This is a genomic window from Flavobacterium aurantiibacter, assembly GCF_002251775.1.
Classification (GTDB): domain Bacteria; phylum Bacteroidota; class Bacteroidia; order Flavobacteriales; family Flavobacteriaceae; genus Flavobacterium; species Flavobacterium aurantiibacter.
Genome location: NZ_NOXX01000210.1, coordinates 17453 through 34186, shown reverse-complemented (window position 1 = coordinate 34186; position 16734 = coordinate 17453). Strand labels below are relative to the sequence as shown.

Annotated in this window: 10 protein-coding genes; 3 read left to right on the top strand and 7 right to left on the bottom strand. The window is 41.6% G+C overall.

Annotated features, from left to right (window positions below; genetic code table 11):
• The first annotated feature begins 58 nt into the window (after positions 1-58).
• On the top strand, positions 59-1066 hold the full coding sequence (locus CHX27_RS11460) for a M28 family peptidase (RefSeq protein ID WP_094486918.1): 1008 nt from the start codon (positions 59-61) through the stop codon (positions 1064-1066).
• An 870-nt stretch (positions 1067-1936) separates the two neighbouring features.
• Here the strand turns inward: CHX27_RS11460 and CHX27_RS11455 are convergent.
• The 4 genes from CHX27_RS11455 to CHX27_RS11440 all read right to left on the bottom strand — a co-directional run bounded on the left by CHX27_RS11455 (position 1937) and on the right by CHX27_RS11440 (position 8102).
• A complete protein-coding gene (locus CHX27_RS11455) occupies positions 1937-3358 on the bottom strand; it encodes a TolC family protein (protein WP_094486917.1) in 1422 nt (473 codons plus the stop codon).
• The gene (locus CHX27_RS11450) at positions 3351-6518 is read right to left on the bottom strand and encodes an efflux RND transporter permease subunit (RefSeq protein WP_094486916.1); all 3168 of its coding nucleotides are present in this window, start codon (positions 6516-6518) and stop codon (positions 3351-3353) included. Before CHX27_RS11450 ends, CHX27_RS11455 begins: the two co-directional genes overlap by 8 nt.
• Positions 6519-6537: 19 nt before the next feature.
• Complete coding sequence (locus CHX27_RS11445) at positions 6538-7620, bottom strand: efflux RND transporter periplasmic adaptor subunit (RefSeq protein ID WP_094486915.1); 1083 nt, start codon at positions 7618-7620, stop codon at positions 6538-6540.
• Between the two features lie 104 nt (positions 7621-7724).
• Positions 7725-8102 (bottom strand): hypothetical protein, encoded by a 378-nt coding sequence (locus CHX27_RS11440; RefSeq protein ID WP_094486914.1) that lies wholly within the window; start codon positions 8100-8102, stop codon positions 7725-7727.
• 576 nt (positions 8103-8678) lie between these two features.
• Between CHX27_RS11440 and CHX27_RS11435 the strand changes: the two genes are divergently transcribed.
• Positions 8679-10202 (top strand): DNA recombination protein RmuC, encoded by a 1524-nt coding sequence (locus CHX27_RS11435; RefSeq protein ID WP_094486913.1) that lies wholly within the window; start codon positions 8679-8681, stop codon positions 10200-10202.
• Positions 10203-10284: 82 nt separating this feature from the next.
• Positions 10285-11292, top strand: a complete 1008-nt coding sequence (locus tag CHX27_RS11430) for a superoxide dismutase (RefSeq protein ID WP_094486912.1) — start codon at positions 10285-10287, stop codon at positions 11290-11292.
• Between the two features lie 82 nt (positions 11293-11374).
• Here CHX27_RS11430 and sucC read toward each other — a convergent pair whose 3' ends face one another.
• From sucC to CHX27_RS11415, 3 genes are all read right to left on the bottom strand, one after another.
• Positions 11375-12568, bottom strand: coding sequence for an ADP-forming succinate--CoA ligase subunit beta (sucC, locus tag CHX27_RS11425; protein ID WP_094486911.1), 1194 nt, complete (start codon positions 12566-12568; stop codon positions 11375-11377).
• A 409-nt stretch (positions 12569-12977) separates the two neighbouring features.
• Positions 12978-13736 (bottom strand): LytR/AlgR family response regulator transcription factor, encoded by a 759-nt coding sequence (locus CHX27_RS11420; protein ID WP_094486910.1) that lies wholly within the window; start codon positions 13734-13736, stop codon positions 12978-12980.
• Complete coding sequence (locus tag CHX27_RS11415) at positions 13736-16666, bottom strand: sensor histidine kinase (protein WP_094486909.1); 2931 nt, start codon at positions 16664-16666, stop codon at positions 13736-13738. Before CHX27_RS11415 ends, CHX27_RS11420 begins: the two co-directional genes overlap by 1 nt.
• Between the last annotated feature and the right edge of the window lie 68 nt (positions 16667-16734).

Sequence of the window (16734 nt, the reverse complement as noted above, 5' to 3'; positions counted from 1 at the left end):
ATAACATCAAAAATCAATTAATTTAATTTCACCCAACGGGTTACAATATAAAATAGCTATGAAGAAACACCTTTTAGTCGCCTCGGCGGCGTTATTACTTTGGTCTTGTGCTCCCAAGCAATCCTCTAGTGCATCCAACTCTGCTGATGTTATTAAGGAAGCCGAGCTAAAGGAAATACTTACTTACATTGCTTCCGACGAAATGCAAGGACGTGAAACCGGTTCTGAAGGTCAGAAAGCCGCTGGTCGCTATTTGATAAATCAGTACAAAAAAGCGGGTATCGGATTTCCACCGGAACAAAGTGGCTACTATCAAGCAGTTCCAGCCGCATACATGAATAAGAAAAGTCGAGAAGTTTTAAATGATTCCGAAAACATTTGGGCTTTTATTAAAGGAGATGAAAATCCGGATGAAGTAGTAGTATTATCGGCACATTACGATCATGTTGGAACAGAAAACGGTACGGTTTATAACGGTGCCGACGACGACGGAAGCGGTACCGTTGCACTAGTCGAAATCGCCAAAGCCATTAAAAAGGCACAGAAAAACGGATTAAAACTTAAGCGATCGTTGCTTATTTTACATGTAACTGGCGAAGAACACGGCTTGCACGGATCGCGTTATTATTCTGAAAATCCGGCTTTTCCGCTACTAAATACAGTCGCAAACGTAAATATCGACATGATTGGCCGACGCGACGTGGAACACAGAGACAATGGAAATTATGTCTATGTTATCGGATCTGATTTTCTATCCACCGAATTAGATAAAATCTGTAAATCGGCAAATGAAAAGTCTGTGAACATTTTCTTAGACTACAAGTACAACAACAAGACCGATCCAAATCGTTTTTACTACCGTTCTGATCACTACAATTTTGCTAAAAATGGCATTCCTTCTGTATTCTTGTTCAGCGGCGTTCACGAAGACTATCACAAGCCCACCGACGATGTGGAAAAAATTGAATTCGATTTATTAACTAAACGAACAAAACTAGCTTACAATATTGTATTAGAGCTACTTACAAGAGAAAAGCGAATTGTTGTCGACAAACCAATTGATTGATTTACTTCTACTTTAAACGATTTATTATGGCGTCAAATTTTATTTGAGCCAATCAAAAACCATGTCTTTACCTTTAAAAGACACGGTTTTTTTATCAATAGTACGTTCAGCTAGTTCTATAATTGCAAAATGCGAAGGTGGTTTGTCGTTCTTCTTACAGATCAACTCAGCGTGTAGCCTGTTTAACCAAAATATTTGATAAATTATATGATAATGTGCGCTTTTTCTAAAAAGCAATAGAGCTTTTGATTTTCACTTCGAACTCATATTGTAGAAGTAATCACAACGGATAGCATGGAAGTTTAATGGCAAGAGCGCTTTCATTCGATGCGATTTATGTTTTAACATTTGATTTCTCTTACGCCTACCNTTCTTACAGATCAACTCAGCGTGTAGCCTGTTTAACCAAAATATTTGATAAATTATATGATAATGTGCGCTTTTTCTAAAAAGCAATAGAGCTTTTGATTTTCACTTCGAACTCATATTGTAGAAGTAATCACAACGGATAGCATGGAAGTTTAATGGCAAGAGCGCTTTCATTCGATGCGATTTATGTTTTAACATTTGATTTCTCTTACGCCTACCGATTTTTACGGATTTCCCGTAATGCTATGTCGATTTTTTTCGGGAACTTCGCCCGAAACGGGAAGGGGAAAACGGGTTAATCCCAACGAAAAAAAAATGAAACGCGGTTACGGAAAAACCGGATATTTTTAAAAAATAACCTTTTTTAAATTGCAAATTCAATTAGCGCTAATGGGTTTTCATCTACATAATGAAAAAACCGCAGCAAACGAAGTGTTTGTGCGGTTTCCGAACAATTTTCCCTAACAAAAATTGCTTTGCTGTATGTATGAAACGCTTTTTCTAACGCCATCCACCGCCTAGATCACGGTACATGATTATTGATGCTGTTAATACTTGTTGTTTGGTTTCAACCAGTTCGAGTTTGGCTTCTAGGGCGTCGCGTTGGGTCATGAGAACTTCAAAATAATCGACACGTGCCGATTTAAAAAGTTCGTTACTTGCACCAATCGCTCGGTTTAAAGCATTTACTTGCTCGAGTTGTCTTGAGAATCCGTTCGCTAAATTTTCGATTTTAGCTTGTTGATTAGCTACTTCGACAAACGCACGCAGTAAAGTTTGATCGTATTCGATCAAGGCTTGAAGTTGCCGCGAATTTGCCGAATTAAAAGCCGCTTTCAGGGCATTTCGGTTTATGAGCGGTGCAACTAAATCGGTGCCTAAATTGTAAAAGAGCGATTCTGGAAAAGTAAACAATGAAGCTGTGCGAAACGACTGAAAACCAATAGCACCACCGATATCTAAACGCGGATAAAACGCCGCTTTAGCAGCCTTAACATCGAAGCGTGTTGCTGTAACTTCTAGTTCTTTTTGGCGTACATCCGGGCGGTTTTCTAGTAGCTGTGATGGCAATCCCCTTTGAATTGATAGTGGTTCAATGGTTAAAAAATCGATTTTACTTCGTTCGATTGGTTGCGGAAAACGCCCGAGAAGAAAATTGAGTTCATTCTCTGTTTCGGTAATCTGCTGTTTGACGAAAAAGGCGCGTTGTTGCGATCCTGCGACTTCTGCCGCAAATTTTTCGACCGCTAAAGCCGTTGCACGTGCCGCTTCTTTTTGCACTTTCACGATTTCCAATGCGTTCTGTTGCAAAGCTACGTTCGCGTCAATAATAGCGAGCTGGGCGTCCAAAGCTTGTAATTCGTAGTAGCGTTCGGCAACTTCAGCAACCAAATTGGTAATTACGAAGTTTTTTCCTTCAACTTCTGCCAAATACCGCGATAGTGCAGCTTTTTTCGCACTTCTTAGTTTTTTCCAAATATCAACCTCCCAACTGGCGCGTAATCCAAGCGAGTAGTCGGTTAAATCTTCTGGAACTCTTTTGCCTGGTAAAATATCGGTCGATTCATCGCCTGCTCCCTGACTGGTAAATTTTCCAACTTTTTCGACTTCTGCGGCAGCGCCAATACCAACTGCTGGCAACAATTCACCTTTTCGAGCGCGAACTTCATTTCTTGCAATCTCGATTTCTTGAAGTGCGCGTTGCAGTTCTTGATTGTTTTTAAGCGCTATATCGATTAACGACACTAAATTCGGATCGGTAAAAAGCAAGCGATAAGGCTTAATTGCTGAATTGGAAGTGTCAGCTTGTGCTTGATATTGTTCCGGTATTTGTAAGCTCGATTTTACTTCGCTCACTTTAGGTGCACTACATCCGACAACCACAGCTGCCAGCACCAAACTTGTTTTTATCAGTTTATTCATCGTATTCAAAATCTTCTGTTAACGGACTCTCTTTTTGTTTCTTCACCATTTTAATCTTCTCCGAAATACGAGCAAAAATGTAGTACAAGCCTGGAATAATGAAAACACCTGCGAGGGTTCCAATTAGCATTCCACCTGCTGCGGCGGTTCCAATAGTCCGGTTACCAATTTTACCCGGACCGGTTGCAAATACCAAGGGAATTAGACCGGCGATGAATGCAAAAGAAGTCATTAAGATTGGTCTGAATCGAACCACGGCGCCTTCGATTGCTGCTTGATAAACCGTGAGCCCTTGGCTGTGCCTTAAAGCAGCGAATTCAACTATTAAAACCGCGTTTTTCCCAAGCAAACCTATAAGCATTACCAATGCAACCTGCGCATAAATGTTGTTTTCTAAACCGCAGATTTGCAGCAGTAAAAACGCGCCAAAAACTCCACCACCTAAAGACAAGATTACAGCAAAAGGAAGAATAAAACTTTCGTATTGTGCCGCTAAAATCAAGTACACAAAGCCTAAACAAATCAAAAAGATGTATATCGCTTCATTTCCACGAGCCACCTCGTCTTTTGCAATTCCCGCCCAATCGATTTCATAACCTCGCGGTAGAACTTTGGCAGCAACTTCATCTATGGTGGCAATTGCTTGTCCGCTGCTGTAGCCGGGTGCTGGTTGTCCGGAAATTTCTGAAGCTGTGTACATATTTTGACGTGTAATTTCCGACAAGCCATATACCTTTTCCATTCGCATGAATGCTGAAAATGGCACCATTTCATCGCGGTCGTTCTTTACATACAATTTCAAAATATCGTCGGGTAAAGCGCGATATTCCGGCGCGGCTTGAACAATTACTTTGTACTGACGTCCGTATTTGATAAAACTAATTTCGTAATTACTTCCTACTAAAGTCGACAGCGTATTGGTTGCATTCTCTATAGAAACGCCTTTTTGCTGAGCAAGATCGTTGTCGATTCGCAGCATAAATTGCGGAAAACTCGCACTGTAAAAAGAAAATACGGACGATAATTCTGGACGTTTGTTCAATTCTGCCACAAAGTCACGACTCACTTCTTCTAATTTGTGGTAATCGCCCGTACCGGTTTCGTCTAATAATCGCAACTCGAAACCGCCAGCAGCTCCGTAGCCAGGTAAAGCAGGAGGCTGAAAAAATTCGATGGTGGCACCTGCAATATTTTTCGACTTTTCTTCAATTTCTTCAATCAATTCGAGGGCAGAATGTTCACGTTCATCCCAAGATTTAAGATTGATTAAGCAAGTTCCTGAGTTGGCTCCAGTTCCTTCCGTTAAAATCTCGTATCCAGCCAAAGCAGAAACCGATTTCACATCGGGAATAGATTCACAGATTTTTTGCAACTTCTCTGCAATTTCGTTCGTACGTTCCAAACTCGAACCAGGCGGCGTTTGAATAACTGCGTACAGCATTCCTTGATCTTCGTTTGGAATAAAACCCGACGGCAATGTATTGCTCAGAAAGTAGATTCCAGCGCAAAACGAAAGTAAAATTCCAAAAGTTAAAACGCGTCGGTTTACTATGCCTTTCAATATAGCACCGTAGGTTCCTGATAAGCTGTCGAACCAACGATTGAAACCAGCTACAGCACGATTTATCGCATTTTGTTTTTTCTTTTTTCCGTGATTGTTTTTGAGCATCATGGCACACAAAGCCGGCGTTAACGTAAGTGCCACCAAGCCCGAAAGAATGATTGCTGTTGCCATGGTAATGGAAAATTGGCGATAGAAAATCCCGACCGGGCCCGACATGAACGACACCGGAATAAATACAGCGGCCATCACAAAAGTAATTGCGATAATTGCGCCACTAACTTCGCCCATCGCTGCTTGAGTGGCTTTTCGCGCCGGTAAATGTTCAGTTTCCATTTTGGCATGTACGGCTTCGATAACCACTATCGCATCATCGACAACAATACCTATAGCTAGAACTAAAGCGAATAAGGTGATTAGATTCAGTGTGATACCGAACAATTGCATAAAAACGAAGGTTCCAATCAGCGACACAGGTACGGCTATTGCGGGAATAAGTGTTGATCGCCAGTCGTTTAAAAACAAGTAAACTACAAAACCTACAAGTAAAAATGCTTCAACCAACGTATGTAAGACCTTCTCAATCGAAGCATCGAGGAACGTCGACACATCGTAACTGATTTCATAGTCCATGCCTTTCGGGAAGCGATTTTTCTTTATCTCGGCTAGCTTTTCCTTAACATTTTCAATGACTTGTGTTGCATTACTGCCGTACGATTGTTTTAGAACGATTGCGGCAGAAGGTCGGCCGTTATAATTCGAATAAATATCGTACATAGAACTACCGAACTCAATATTGGCAACGTCTTTTAAGCGAAGAAGCTCGCCATCCGGAGTCGCGCGAACCACCACATTTCCGTATTGTTCGGGTGTTGTAAAACGTCCTGGATATTTTAGAACGTATTCGAATGCTTGCGAGCGTTTTCCAGAAGCTTCACCAGTTTTCCCAGGCGAAGCCTCCAAACTTTGCGAACTCAAAGCTTCCATCACTTCTTCAGCCGAAATTTTATAGGCGAGCATGCGATCGGGTTTTAACCAAATTCGCATCGCGTAATCTCGGTTTCCGAGAATATCTGCAAATCCAACGCCGTCGACGCGTTTTAATTCTGCCAAAAGATTTATATCGGCAAAGTTGTACAAGAACTTCTGATCGGCATTTCTGTCTGTCGAATACAGATTCACGTACATCAACATATTCGATTCCTGACGAGAAATCTTAATGCCTTCCCGAATTACTAAGGGTGGAAGCTTATTGACTACCGACGCCACACGATTTTGCACGTTTAGCGTGGCTTGATTGGGATCGGTTCCCAAATTAAAAACAGCTTGAATAGACGCTTCGCCATCATTACCTGCATCAGCCGACATATATTTTAAGCCAGGAACACCGTTTAACGCGCGTTCTAAAGGTATGATTACCGACTTAATCATCAGTTCGTTATTCGCACCGGGATATTCGGCAACGATACTAACTTTTGGTGGGGAAATAGCAGGAAATTGGGTGACTGGTAAACCGACAAGCGCCAAAACTCCAAGGAATACGATAATGAGCGATATTACGATAGATAATACCGGTCTTTGAATGAATCTACTAAACATAAGTTCTTGGATTTTGCGGTTACTCTACCTTTAGTTTTAATTTATGAAGCAAAGCTTTAGGCTCCTCGAACGCATATTTGATGTGATCGTTATCGTTTAGCTTTTGAATGCCGTCGAGTACAATTTTTTCACCAACTTTTAAACCTGTTTTAATCACATACAAGTCGGGTAATTCGCCAGCGACGACAATTTCGCGCGATTTTACTTGATTCGCAGCATTCACAACAAAAACGAATTTCTTGTCTTGAATTTCGTAAGTGGTTTTTTGTGGAATAACAATCGCATTTCGCATCGGAAATTGCATTTGTACCTTCCCCGTTTCTCCGTGTTTGAGTAATTGCTTTGGATTGGGGAAACCAGCACGAAAAGCAATATTTCCGGTTTCAGCATCAAATTCACTTTCAATTACTTCGATTTTTCCCTTGTACGGAAGCGTATCGCCGTTCGCTAAAAGCAAATCGACATTGGTTTCACCGCGATCGGAAACGTGTAATTTGTAATCCAGATATTCGGGTTCAGAAACATTGAAATAGGCAAACATGTGCGAGTTATCAGACAAAGTGGTGAGAATTTCTCCCTCGTCGATTAAGCTGCCGAGTTTTTTTGGAATTCGGTCGACCGTTCCAGAAAAAGGTGCGCGAATTTCGGTAAACGATAAATGCAACTTTGCCATCGAAACGGCTGCGTTTGCTTGTTCTAAACGAGCTTGCGCCACCAGTTGTTCGTTTTTGGAAACAATATTTTTGTCGGCTAGTGTTTTGGCATTTTTCAATTCTATAGCTGCTGCTTTTGCTTCGGCCTGAGCTTTTTGAAGTTCGGCTTGATACAAGCGCGGCATGATTTTGAAAAGCAACTGACCTTTAGTGACGAATTGGCCTTCATCAACGTAAATATGTTCTAGAAAACCACGCTCCTGTGCGCGAATTTCGACGTTCTGTACCGAGCGAATTTGCGCGACATATTGTTTTACAAACGTGGTATCTATTTGAATTGGAGCCGTTACAGCAAAGGTAACGTTCTCTTGTTTTTCGGTTTCTTTATGGGAGCAGCTGGCACTGCCAAGGCATACCAATACGGCAGCCACAATCATTTTTTTGACCATGATCAAACGATGTTTTTTGCGCGTGTGCGCAAGAGTTTAAAGGATTTTTGTTAGGAAATTTGTCCCGAAGGACGAACATCGGTGCGACAACTTGTCGCCGTTTTTCACAGTCTGAGTACTCGAATAAAAAGATAAATCGGGCACGAACGTCCGATTTGTTTGTGGAAATTACTAGGGATTAGTTGCTTTTGGCGGAAAGAAATAAAAGAAACGAAACCCGAGTCGCTTTTGCTAGCTAATAGCGCAGCAAATGGTTTAAAAGAAGGTTGCGATTCGGTTTCATGATCTTCCTCGCTTTCGTGATCTTCTGAGAAAAAGACCTCTTTACTATGGGTGTCCACAGCCGTAGAGGCGCCTTTAACTACTGTTTTTGTCTTGGAAAAAGTATTACCTACAAGACTTAGATCCGTTGCAAATGAAGTAGTTGCAGACAGTAGAAGCCCGCTAACAAAGAGAATTAAAAACGATTTAAACCACTTCATATACGCCACAAAGCTAGGTACAAGTATTGAAAAAATTAGCCTTTTTCTTTGAATTTTAACAGTAACGCGTACTATATCGATTTAGTTGTTGAAATCTTAGAAGCTTTTTTGATGAAAAGCTAAAAATAGATTCGGTGTTTGATCACGTAAGCCAATTACGGGTTCTAAACTGCGATTTTTCGATAGAACTTTTTTAGATTTTTGAAGATTTTTACGGATTTCCCGTAATGCTATGTCGATTTTTTTCGGGAACTTCGCCCTAAACGGGAAGGGGAAAACGGGTTAATCCCAACGAAAAAAAAACGAAACACGGTTACGGAAAAACCGCATATTTTTAAAAAAATTTCGCTGTAATTTAGCAGCTTCTTGCGTCGAGCACTATGTTCCCTTAGCGATTGGACGAAAACCCTTGTTGCTGAAAGCCGCTGCAAAAGCCAAGTGATTACGGCGACCTCAGAAGCCAGTAAGAACGGGAGCTTTTGCCGGATTTTGGCGACAAGGTTGTAGGGAAAGCGCGACGGCGTCGGAGGAACGACCCGCCGGAAGGGCAAAAAAAACAAAAGACATCTACACTTTATGACGATACTTACTTTACTGAGCGTTCTTGCCGTTTTACTGTTACTGGTTTTGCTGTATTTGCAACTCCGACCAAAAAGCGAAACGAAAATTGACGAACGTTTTCAACAGTTTGAACAAAAATTAAATCAAACGGAACAGGTTATTCGTGAGGAATTTCGCGCAAACCGCCAAGAAGCTGCGCAAGTTGCCGCGACAACGCGTACCGAAACGAACGAACGATTGGATAAATTTTCGCTGCGCATTGACGAAAACAATACCGCAAACCGCGAGGCACAGCAACGCGCGCTACAACAATTTGCTGACAGCCAGAAACTTAAGTTCGATGAATTGCTGCTCGTACAAGAAAAACTAGTGAAAGACACGGTGGCACAGCTCGAAAAAGTGCGACACAGTTTGGAAGAAAAACTAACTGAGATTACCCGACACAACTTAGCCGATCAGGAGAAGATGCGCGAATCTATTGGTTTGGTTTTCAAAGAGTTTAGAGAGAGTTTTGATAAAAACGTAGCTTCGTTTAACGAACTGCAACGCGAGAAATTCGGTCAGCTGGAACAAAAGCAAACAGAACTGATTGTGGGCACGGAAAAGAAGCTCGAAGAAATGCGTTTGACGGTCGACGAAAAGCTTACCAAAACATTAAGTGATCGTTTAGGAGAAAGTTTTGAAACAGTTGGAAAACAGTTAATTGAAGTTCAGAAAGGATTGGGTGAAATGCAAACCATTGCCACTGATGTTGGCGGTCTGAAAAAGGTTTTGAGCAACGTAAAATTGCGCGGTGGCGTTGGCGAAGTGCAGTTAGCGATGATCCTGGAACAAATTTTAGCACCATCGCAATACGACTCGAACGTGAGAACAAAATCGGGCAGCAACGAACCGGTGGAATTTGCTATAAAACTGCCCGGAAGAACCGAAGACGAAAACGGATTTGTGTACCTGCCAATCGATGCAAAATTTCCGAAAGATGCCTACGAACACCTGCTTTCCGCCTACGAAAACGGCAATATAGAGGAAGTTGAAGTGGCGACAAAAAACTTGGAAACCACCATCAAAAAAATGGCAAAAGATATACGCGACAAGTATCTCGATCCGCCGAAAACAACCGATTTTGCGATTATGTTTTTACCGTTTGAAAGCATATATGCCGAGGTAATTCGCCGAAGCGGTTTGGTAGATCAGCTCCGAGACGAGTTTAAAGTAACCGTTGCCGGTCCCACCACTTTAGTGGCCTTGCTCAACAGTTTGCAAATGGGATTCCGTACGCTTGCGATCCAAAAACGAAGCAGCGAAGTTTGGAAGGTGCTGAGCGAGGTGAAACGCGAGTTTACCACTTTTGGCGACTTACTTAACAAAGCGAAAAACAACATTACCACGGGATTGGGTCAGTTAGATACCGTTTTGACGACCCGCAGCAACCAGATTGAACGCAAGTTGCGCAATGTGGAGAGTTTGCCGTTGGGTTCGGAACAATTGCCATTAAAAGCATTGGATTTAGATGCAGACGACACGACGAAAACCGATTAACCAAGTACGAACACAACGTTAATTTGTACCCATATCTTTAAATTTAGCGATACCTTCGCATAGATTACAAACGACTATTGAGATGAAAAAACAACTTTTGAGCGGGATTTTTACCGTTTTCGCAGTGGGCATAAGTGCGGCACAAACGCCCTTTAGCCTACCTCCACTACCCTACGACGTTGCGGCTTTGGAACCTTATATCGATTCGCAAACCATGACGATTCACCACGATAAACACCACCAAGCCTACGTCACGAATCTGAACAAAGCAGTGGTAGCCGAAAATTTAGGTGCACTGAAGTTGGAAGACTTATTAAAATCGGTTTCTAAATATTCGGATGCGGTGCGAAACAATGCTGGCGGACATTACAACCACAGTTTGTTTTGGACGATTTTAACACCTAATAAAGGGACACAACCATCGGCTCGTTTACTTACTGCCATCAACGAACAACTCGGCGGATTAGACAGTTTAAAGATTAAGATGGAAGCCGCTGCCACCAAACGTTTTGGCTCGGGTTGGGCGTGGTTGAGTGTAGATAGCAAGAAAAAGCTTTTTATTAGTTCGACACCTAATCAGGATAATCCGTTGATGGATGTGGTCGACCAAAAAGGAACGCCCATTTTAGGGATAGATGTTTGGGAACACGCGTATTATTTGAAGTATCAGAACAAGCGTTCGGATTACTTGAAAGCCATTTGGAACGTCATCAACTGGGATGAAGTGAGTAAACTATACGATGTGGCAGCACCTAAAGGCAAATTCGACGATTGGCCGCAGATTAAAGATTTCCACAAAACGATGAGCCAGACGTTTCATCCGAGCGAGGAGGGAAACTTAGAACCGTTGAAAACCCGCAGTGGCGAACTGGTTTTAAAAGCCGAAGCGCTGGCTAAAAATCCGATTCCGGCACCATTCGATAAAAAAGAAGTGAAAAAAGCAGTAGCCGATTTGGTGAAAGGAAGTAAGAAACTCGACAAATTGGTAAAGTCGAAAGCAGCTGATGCCACCTTAACGAAAGAAATTGCGGCATTACACGACGTTTTCCATACCATCGTTGGATTGTGCAGTTCGGAAGATGCACATTAAAAGCAAGTTCGAAGTTCAGTAAAACAAAAAATCCCGATGCCAAAAACATCGGGATTTATTATTTATGACTTAACGTTAAGGATTAACTCAACGCTTTTTGTACCTGATCGGCAGCCTCTTGGAATTGTACTGCAGAAAGGATTGGCATTCCAGAGTTATCAATCATTTCTTTCGCTAATTCGGCATTGGTACCTTGTAAACGAACGATGATTGGCACTTTAATACTATCGCCCATATTTTTATAAGCATCTATAACTCCTTGTGCTACACGGTCGCAACGAACAATTCCGCCAAAGATATTGATCAAAATTGCTTTTACGTTCGGATCGCGCAAGATGATACGGAACGCTAACTCAACGCGTTTTGCATCGGCTGTTCCACCTACGTCAAGGAAGTTTGCAGGTTCAAAACCGGCGTATTTAATCAAATCCATGGTTGCCATCGCTAAACCAGCGCCGTTCACCATACAACCTACGGTTCCGTCGAGGTCAACGTAATTCAAACCTGCAGCTTTCGCTTCTACTTCAATCGGATTTTCCTCGCGAACGTCGCGTAATTCAGCCAAGTTCGGATGACGATACAAGGCGTTGTCGTCGAGATTTACTTTGGCATCCACTGCAATAATTTTATTGTCGGATGTTTTCAAAACTGGGTTGATTTCAAACATCGATGCGTCAGAACCGATATAGGCATTGTACAAAGCTTGTACGAAGTTTACCATTTCTTTGAAAGCAGTTCCAGACAAGCCTAGGTTAAAGGCAATCTGTCGTGCTTGAAAGGCTTGTAAACCGTATGCTGGGTCGATTTCTTCGGTGAAGATTAAATGTGGTGTGTGTTCAGCCACTTCTTCGATATCCATACCGCCTTCGGTAGAGTACATAATCATGTTGCGCCCTTTGCTGCGGTTAAGCAAAACCGACATATAGAATTCTTTAGTTTCGCTTTCGCCTGGGTAGTACACGTCTTCTGCGATAAGCACTTTGTGTACGCGCTTTCCTTCAGGTGGTGTTTGTGGCGTGATGAGGCTCATTCCGATGATTTGTTCGGCGAGCTCTTCTACTTGTTGCAGGTTTTTGGCTAATTTAACGCCACCGCCTTTTCCGCGGCCTCCGGCATGAATTTGCGCTTTAATAACGTGCCATCCTGTACCTGTTTCAGCAGTTAATTGTTTCGCAACTGCCACAGCCTCAACCGGATTGTTTGCTACGTAACCGCGTTGTACTTTAACTCCGTACGATGCGAGAATTTCTTTCCCTTGGTATTCGTGAATGTCCATATATTGCTTTTAATGGGTATGAAGTGTCGCAAAAGTAAGGATTAAGTTTTTAAAGTTAGAATAGTTTTAAAAGTTTTAAAACTCGGATCGTTGGAAACTTGATTTGTAACCCGATTGGTTGCCTAAATCGCGATAAATTGCAGGAACTTCATCCCCAAAACAAGGTGTTCATTGCGTTCTGGATGATCGGTTTTTATTTGGGGGTGCCGGCGGTGTAATCGTAGCGCTTCGCAAACGTTTCGCCGAACCGCCGTCGCGCCATCCGCTATATCTTTTTTGCTTTAGCAGTTGTGGAAACTCCGTAGCGCAAAAAAGTNCGATACTACAGTATCCCAAAACAAATCTGCCTTGTATTCAACCATTTATCTGTTTTCTAACCTCAATTTTTAAATCGAACTCAAGTTTACAATTACTGACTTTTCAATTTTTGCAAGATTTCGTGTTTGCGTCGCCGTGAAATTTCGAAGGTTTTCCCCGAATTGAGTTCTAAAAAGCACGGATCGCCTTTGCTGTAACTTTTGATATACAGACAATTAACCAGTTGCGAATGGCTAATTCGCATGAAATAATTTTTAGAAAGCATTTCTTCCATTTCTTTCAAACTTCTCGCCGTGGTGTAGGTGGCGCCCGAGCTGGTATTGATGCTGCAATAACGCCCGTCGGCCGCAATAAACTCCATCTCATTTTCGGGAATAAATACCACCGTATCGTTATGGTGAATGGCAATTTTTTTGGCGCTGCTTTCGTTTTCTAGATTTTTAAACAGATTTTCGAATTGCTGTCTGCTGGTTTCGCGCGATTGAATTAGATTTTGCGCTCGCAACAATGCTTCGGACAATTCCTGCCGATCGACCGGTTTCAATAGATAATCCAAAGCACTGCTTTTTATGGCTTGGATGGCGTATTCCTGATAGCTGGTAACAAAAATCACATCGAAAGGCAACTGATTTTCAAACCTTTTCAAAAGCGAAAAACCGTTTCCCTTCGGCATTTGAATATCCAAAAACAACAAATCGATTTTCGTTTCCGACAGTTCGTTAAATGCCTGTTCGATATCGGCAGCCGTGCCAACAATTTCGACGGCATCGGAAACCGAGACTAATAATTTTCCGAGCAGCTCTCTGCCACTTCTCTCATCATCAACGATATAACAACGCAACTTGCTCATCAGGAATCAAGTGTTAATTCAACGGGAATACTTATTTGCACTAGCGTACCATTAATTTGACCGTTCTCGCTAAGGTCGGTAACTTCAATAGAAATGGCTTTTGTTTCGTACAATCGTTGTACCATTTCGAGTCGTGCAGAGGAGATAGACATGCCTAAAGACTGGTGATTGTTACTGCGTTTTAGCTGCTGTGATGCCTCGCGACCCACGCCGTTATCGCTGATTTTGATAAGCAGCATTTCGGTAGTTGTGAGAAATTCTACAGTAATACGGCCTTTCGTTTGCTTTGGCTTGGCCATAATTCCATGCCAAATTGCATTTTCGATGTACGGTTGGATAAGCATCGGTGGAATTAATGTTTGGAAGATATCGACATTTTTATCAATAATAACATCATATTCAAAGGCTTGTTCAAACCGAAGTTGTTCTAAAATTACGTACAATTTGAGTGTTTCCAGCTCATCGGAAATGGGTAGCAAGCGCGATTGATTGTTTTGCAAAACCTTACGAATTAGCTTGCTGAATTGCGTTAGGTAATCGTATGCCAAATCCGATTCGTTGTTTAGCACGTAATTTTGAATGGCGTTAATGGCATTAAAAATAAAATGTGGATTCATTTGCGCCTGAATTGCAGCTAGTTTGCTTTCTGCAATAAGTTTGTGAAGCTGTGTTTTTTCGTGTTCTTTCTGCTTGTATCGGTTCAACAAAAAGCGAAATAAGAGCGTGATTGCTACCAAACCGAGAACAATAAAAAAAATGATGAAACCGAGCTGCTGCCAAAAAGGCTTTGCTATTTCGAACTCGATTACTAGTGCATGGCTCGCTTGGTTTCGCGAAGTAGCAGGAACCCATACTTTGAATTGATATTTGCCTGGTTTTAAATTATCTAACGAGATATAGTCGGTCGAAGACAAGCGGTTTTTAGATTGGGTTCCCGATAGTTGATAGCGCAAAAATCGGTTTGAATTTTGATAATCGACAACATCGAATTTAAAATACAAAGTACTGATGCCATAGGGAACTTCTTTTTGCAAAGAGTTTAAATTTTGCTTTTTACCGTCGATGAGCAACTCGGAAAAGTAGAGAAGGGGTTTCGTTTTTCTGGTTTTAAAAATCTCTGGAGTGAAACTGCACAAACCTTCGGAAGTTGCGGCATAGTAGAGTCCGTGATTGAATGCCGTGCTATAAATTTCGTTGCTGATAAATCCTTGTTCTTTGCTGATTTTTTCGACACGAGGTAACAGTTTATCCGGATCGAACCTGTAAATACCTGTATGAGTTGAAAGCCACAGAAATTTGTCGGGATACTGTTTTATATCGGAAATGTATAGCGCATCTTCGAGGCCGTTGCACACGTATTTTTGTAAGGAATTGTTTTGAAATTTATAAAGACCACTTCCTTTTGTTGCAATCCAGAATCGATTTTTAGAATCGGAGTACACGCAGGTAACTGGGTCGGGCATTTTAGCGATTTGCTTAGTTTCGCCCGTTTTACTGTCTAATATACACAACAAATCAGACGATGCCAATAACCATTTGTTTCCTTCAAAGTGGCAGCCGCTTCTTATCTTAAACGGAAATGTTGCTACGGTGTCGAGCGCTGTGCCTTTTATTTTACCGAGGAATCGGATGTTTAAGAAGTATAACTGTTTATCGACCAAATGTAAACTAAGCGCATTTTGATTTGAACCTGAATTGGTTTGAAGCAGTTTGATCTTTGAAAATTTAGAATCGGTTACAGCAATGTACTGGTGACTTGCGATATACCATTTATTGTTATGTGGGACGATATCTAGGAACATCTCAGAAAAGGATCTGGGAATATTGTAGGAAATTTGCTTGTAGTTGTTTAGTTCAACAATCGATTTTGGATTATTTGCCGTAAACATGCGGTTACCAACCGTTTTTAAAATCTCATAAGTTTGCGAATTTTCGGGACTACCAGACAGCCATTTAAAATTTGCATTTCGGCACCGAAACACACCTTTTTCTAAAGTAGTACACCAAACTTCCTGATTTTCGTCAACTAGAATGCCCGACACGGATAAGTCAGCCAGAGCGCACGTAGGCATCGAATTGAGATCGGAATTTTTGTAAAGAAACAGTCCTTTTTTTCGCATCCCAACCCAAAAATTATTTTGCTTATCGATAGAAATCGACAAGATTCGCTGCGGAAATTTCTTGATCAGTGATACGGACTTACCCGTGAGAACAACCAAATACGTGTCGATGGCAAAATAAGTGTTGTTGCCTTTTTGGGTAACGACAGGACGGGAGCTGATTAATTCGTTGCTGCTTTTAGTGAGATCGATTGTTTGAATTAGTTTGTTGTTCTCATCAACTATGCCCACGGTACGGGAGTTTTTCGAAGCGGGATTGTGAGCAAAAGACGACTTGAGCGTTATGGCTTCGTTGGTTTTTTGGAAAGCGACAAAGTTGTAAGAGGTGTAATTTGAAAAGGATGAAACTTTGTAGGTCTGAAGGTCGACTTCAAAAGTGCTCTTATTGGTGTTGATAACTAGTGTTTTGCCTTTGTTTGTAACATCTAAACTGTAGGGTGTTTCGAAAGAACTTGTTTTAGCTTTAATGAAATCACTGAAAGGAGCTTTATAAATTTTTCCGTTTTTATGGAAATAAATCGTGCGGTTGGCACCGTAAATCCAAAGACGGTTTTGGGTGTCCTCGGCAAGTGCGTACGAGGCCTTATCTTCTAGACCGTTTAGTCGATTAAAAACTTTGATTTTTGAACCGTTAAACATACTTAAACCTTGTTCGCTGCTCCACCACAAATACCCTTTGGAGTCTTTTACAATATTGTAACACTCTTTAGATGGAAGGTCGAAATTTGTGGATATAGCCTCAAAGTGAAGTGTTTGAGCGAAAGACACACTCGTTATTAAAAACCAAAACCAATTAAAAATGATTCGCATGTACTTGAGACCTTACTGGCAAATGTACCGGATTCAGTTGTAGCTTTTACGGCGCGTGCGTGGTTGTG

What these genes read in the sequence shown, in the direction of transcription:
- CHX27_RS11460 (WP_094486918.1), top strand. Translation starts at nt 59, where the DNA reads ATGAAGAAACACCTTTTAGTCGCCTCGGCGGCGTTATTACTTTGGTCT.
- CHX27_RS11455 (WP_094486917.1), bottom strand. Translation starts at nt 3,358, where the DNA reads ATGAATAAACTGATAAAAACAAGTTTGGTGCTGGCAGCTGTGGTTGTC.
- CHX27_RS11450 (WP_094486916.1), bottom strand. Translation starts at nt 6,518, where the DNA reads ATGTTTAGTAGATTCATTCAAAGACCGGTATTATCTATCGTAATATCG.
- CHX27_RS11445 (WP_094486915.1), bottom strand. Translation starts at nt 7,620, where the DNA reads ATGGTCAAAAAAATGATTGTGGCTGCCGTATTGGTATGCCTTGGCAGT.
- CHX27_RS11440 (WP_094486914.1), bottom strand. Translation starts at nt 8,102, where the DNA reads ATGAAGTGGTTTAAATCGTTTTTAATTCTCTTTGTTAGCGGGCTTCTA.
- CHX27_RS11435 (WP_094486913.1), top strand. Translation starts at nt 8,679, where the DNA reads ATGACGATACTTACTTTACTGAGCGTTCTTGCCGTTTTACTGTTACTG.
- CHX27_RS11430 (WP_094486912.1), top strand. Translation starts at nt 10,285, where the DNA reads ATGAAAAAACAACTTTTGAGCGGGATTTTTACCGTTTTCGCAGTGGGC.
- sucC (WP_094486911.1), bottom strand. Translation starts at nt 12,568, where the DNA reads ATGGACATTCACGAATACCAAGGGAAAGAAATTCTCGCATCGTACGGA.
- CHX27_RS11420 (WP_094486910.1), bottom strand. Translation starts at nt 13,736, where the DNA reads ATGAGCAAGTTGCGTTGTTATATCGTTGATGATGAGAGAAGTGGCAGA.
- CHX27_RS11415 (WP_094486909.1), bottom strand. Translation starts at nt 16,666, where the DNA reads ATGCGAATCATTTTTAATTGGTTTTGGTTTTTAATAACGAGTGTGTCT.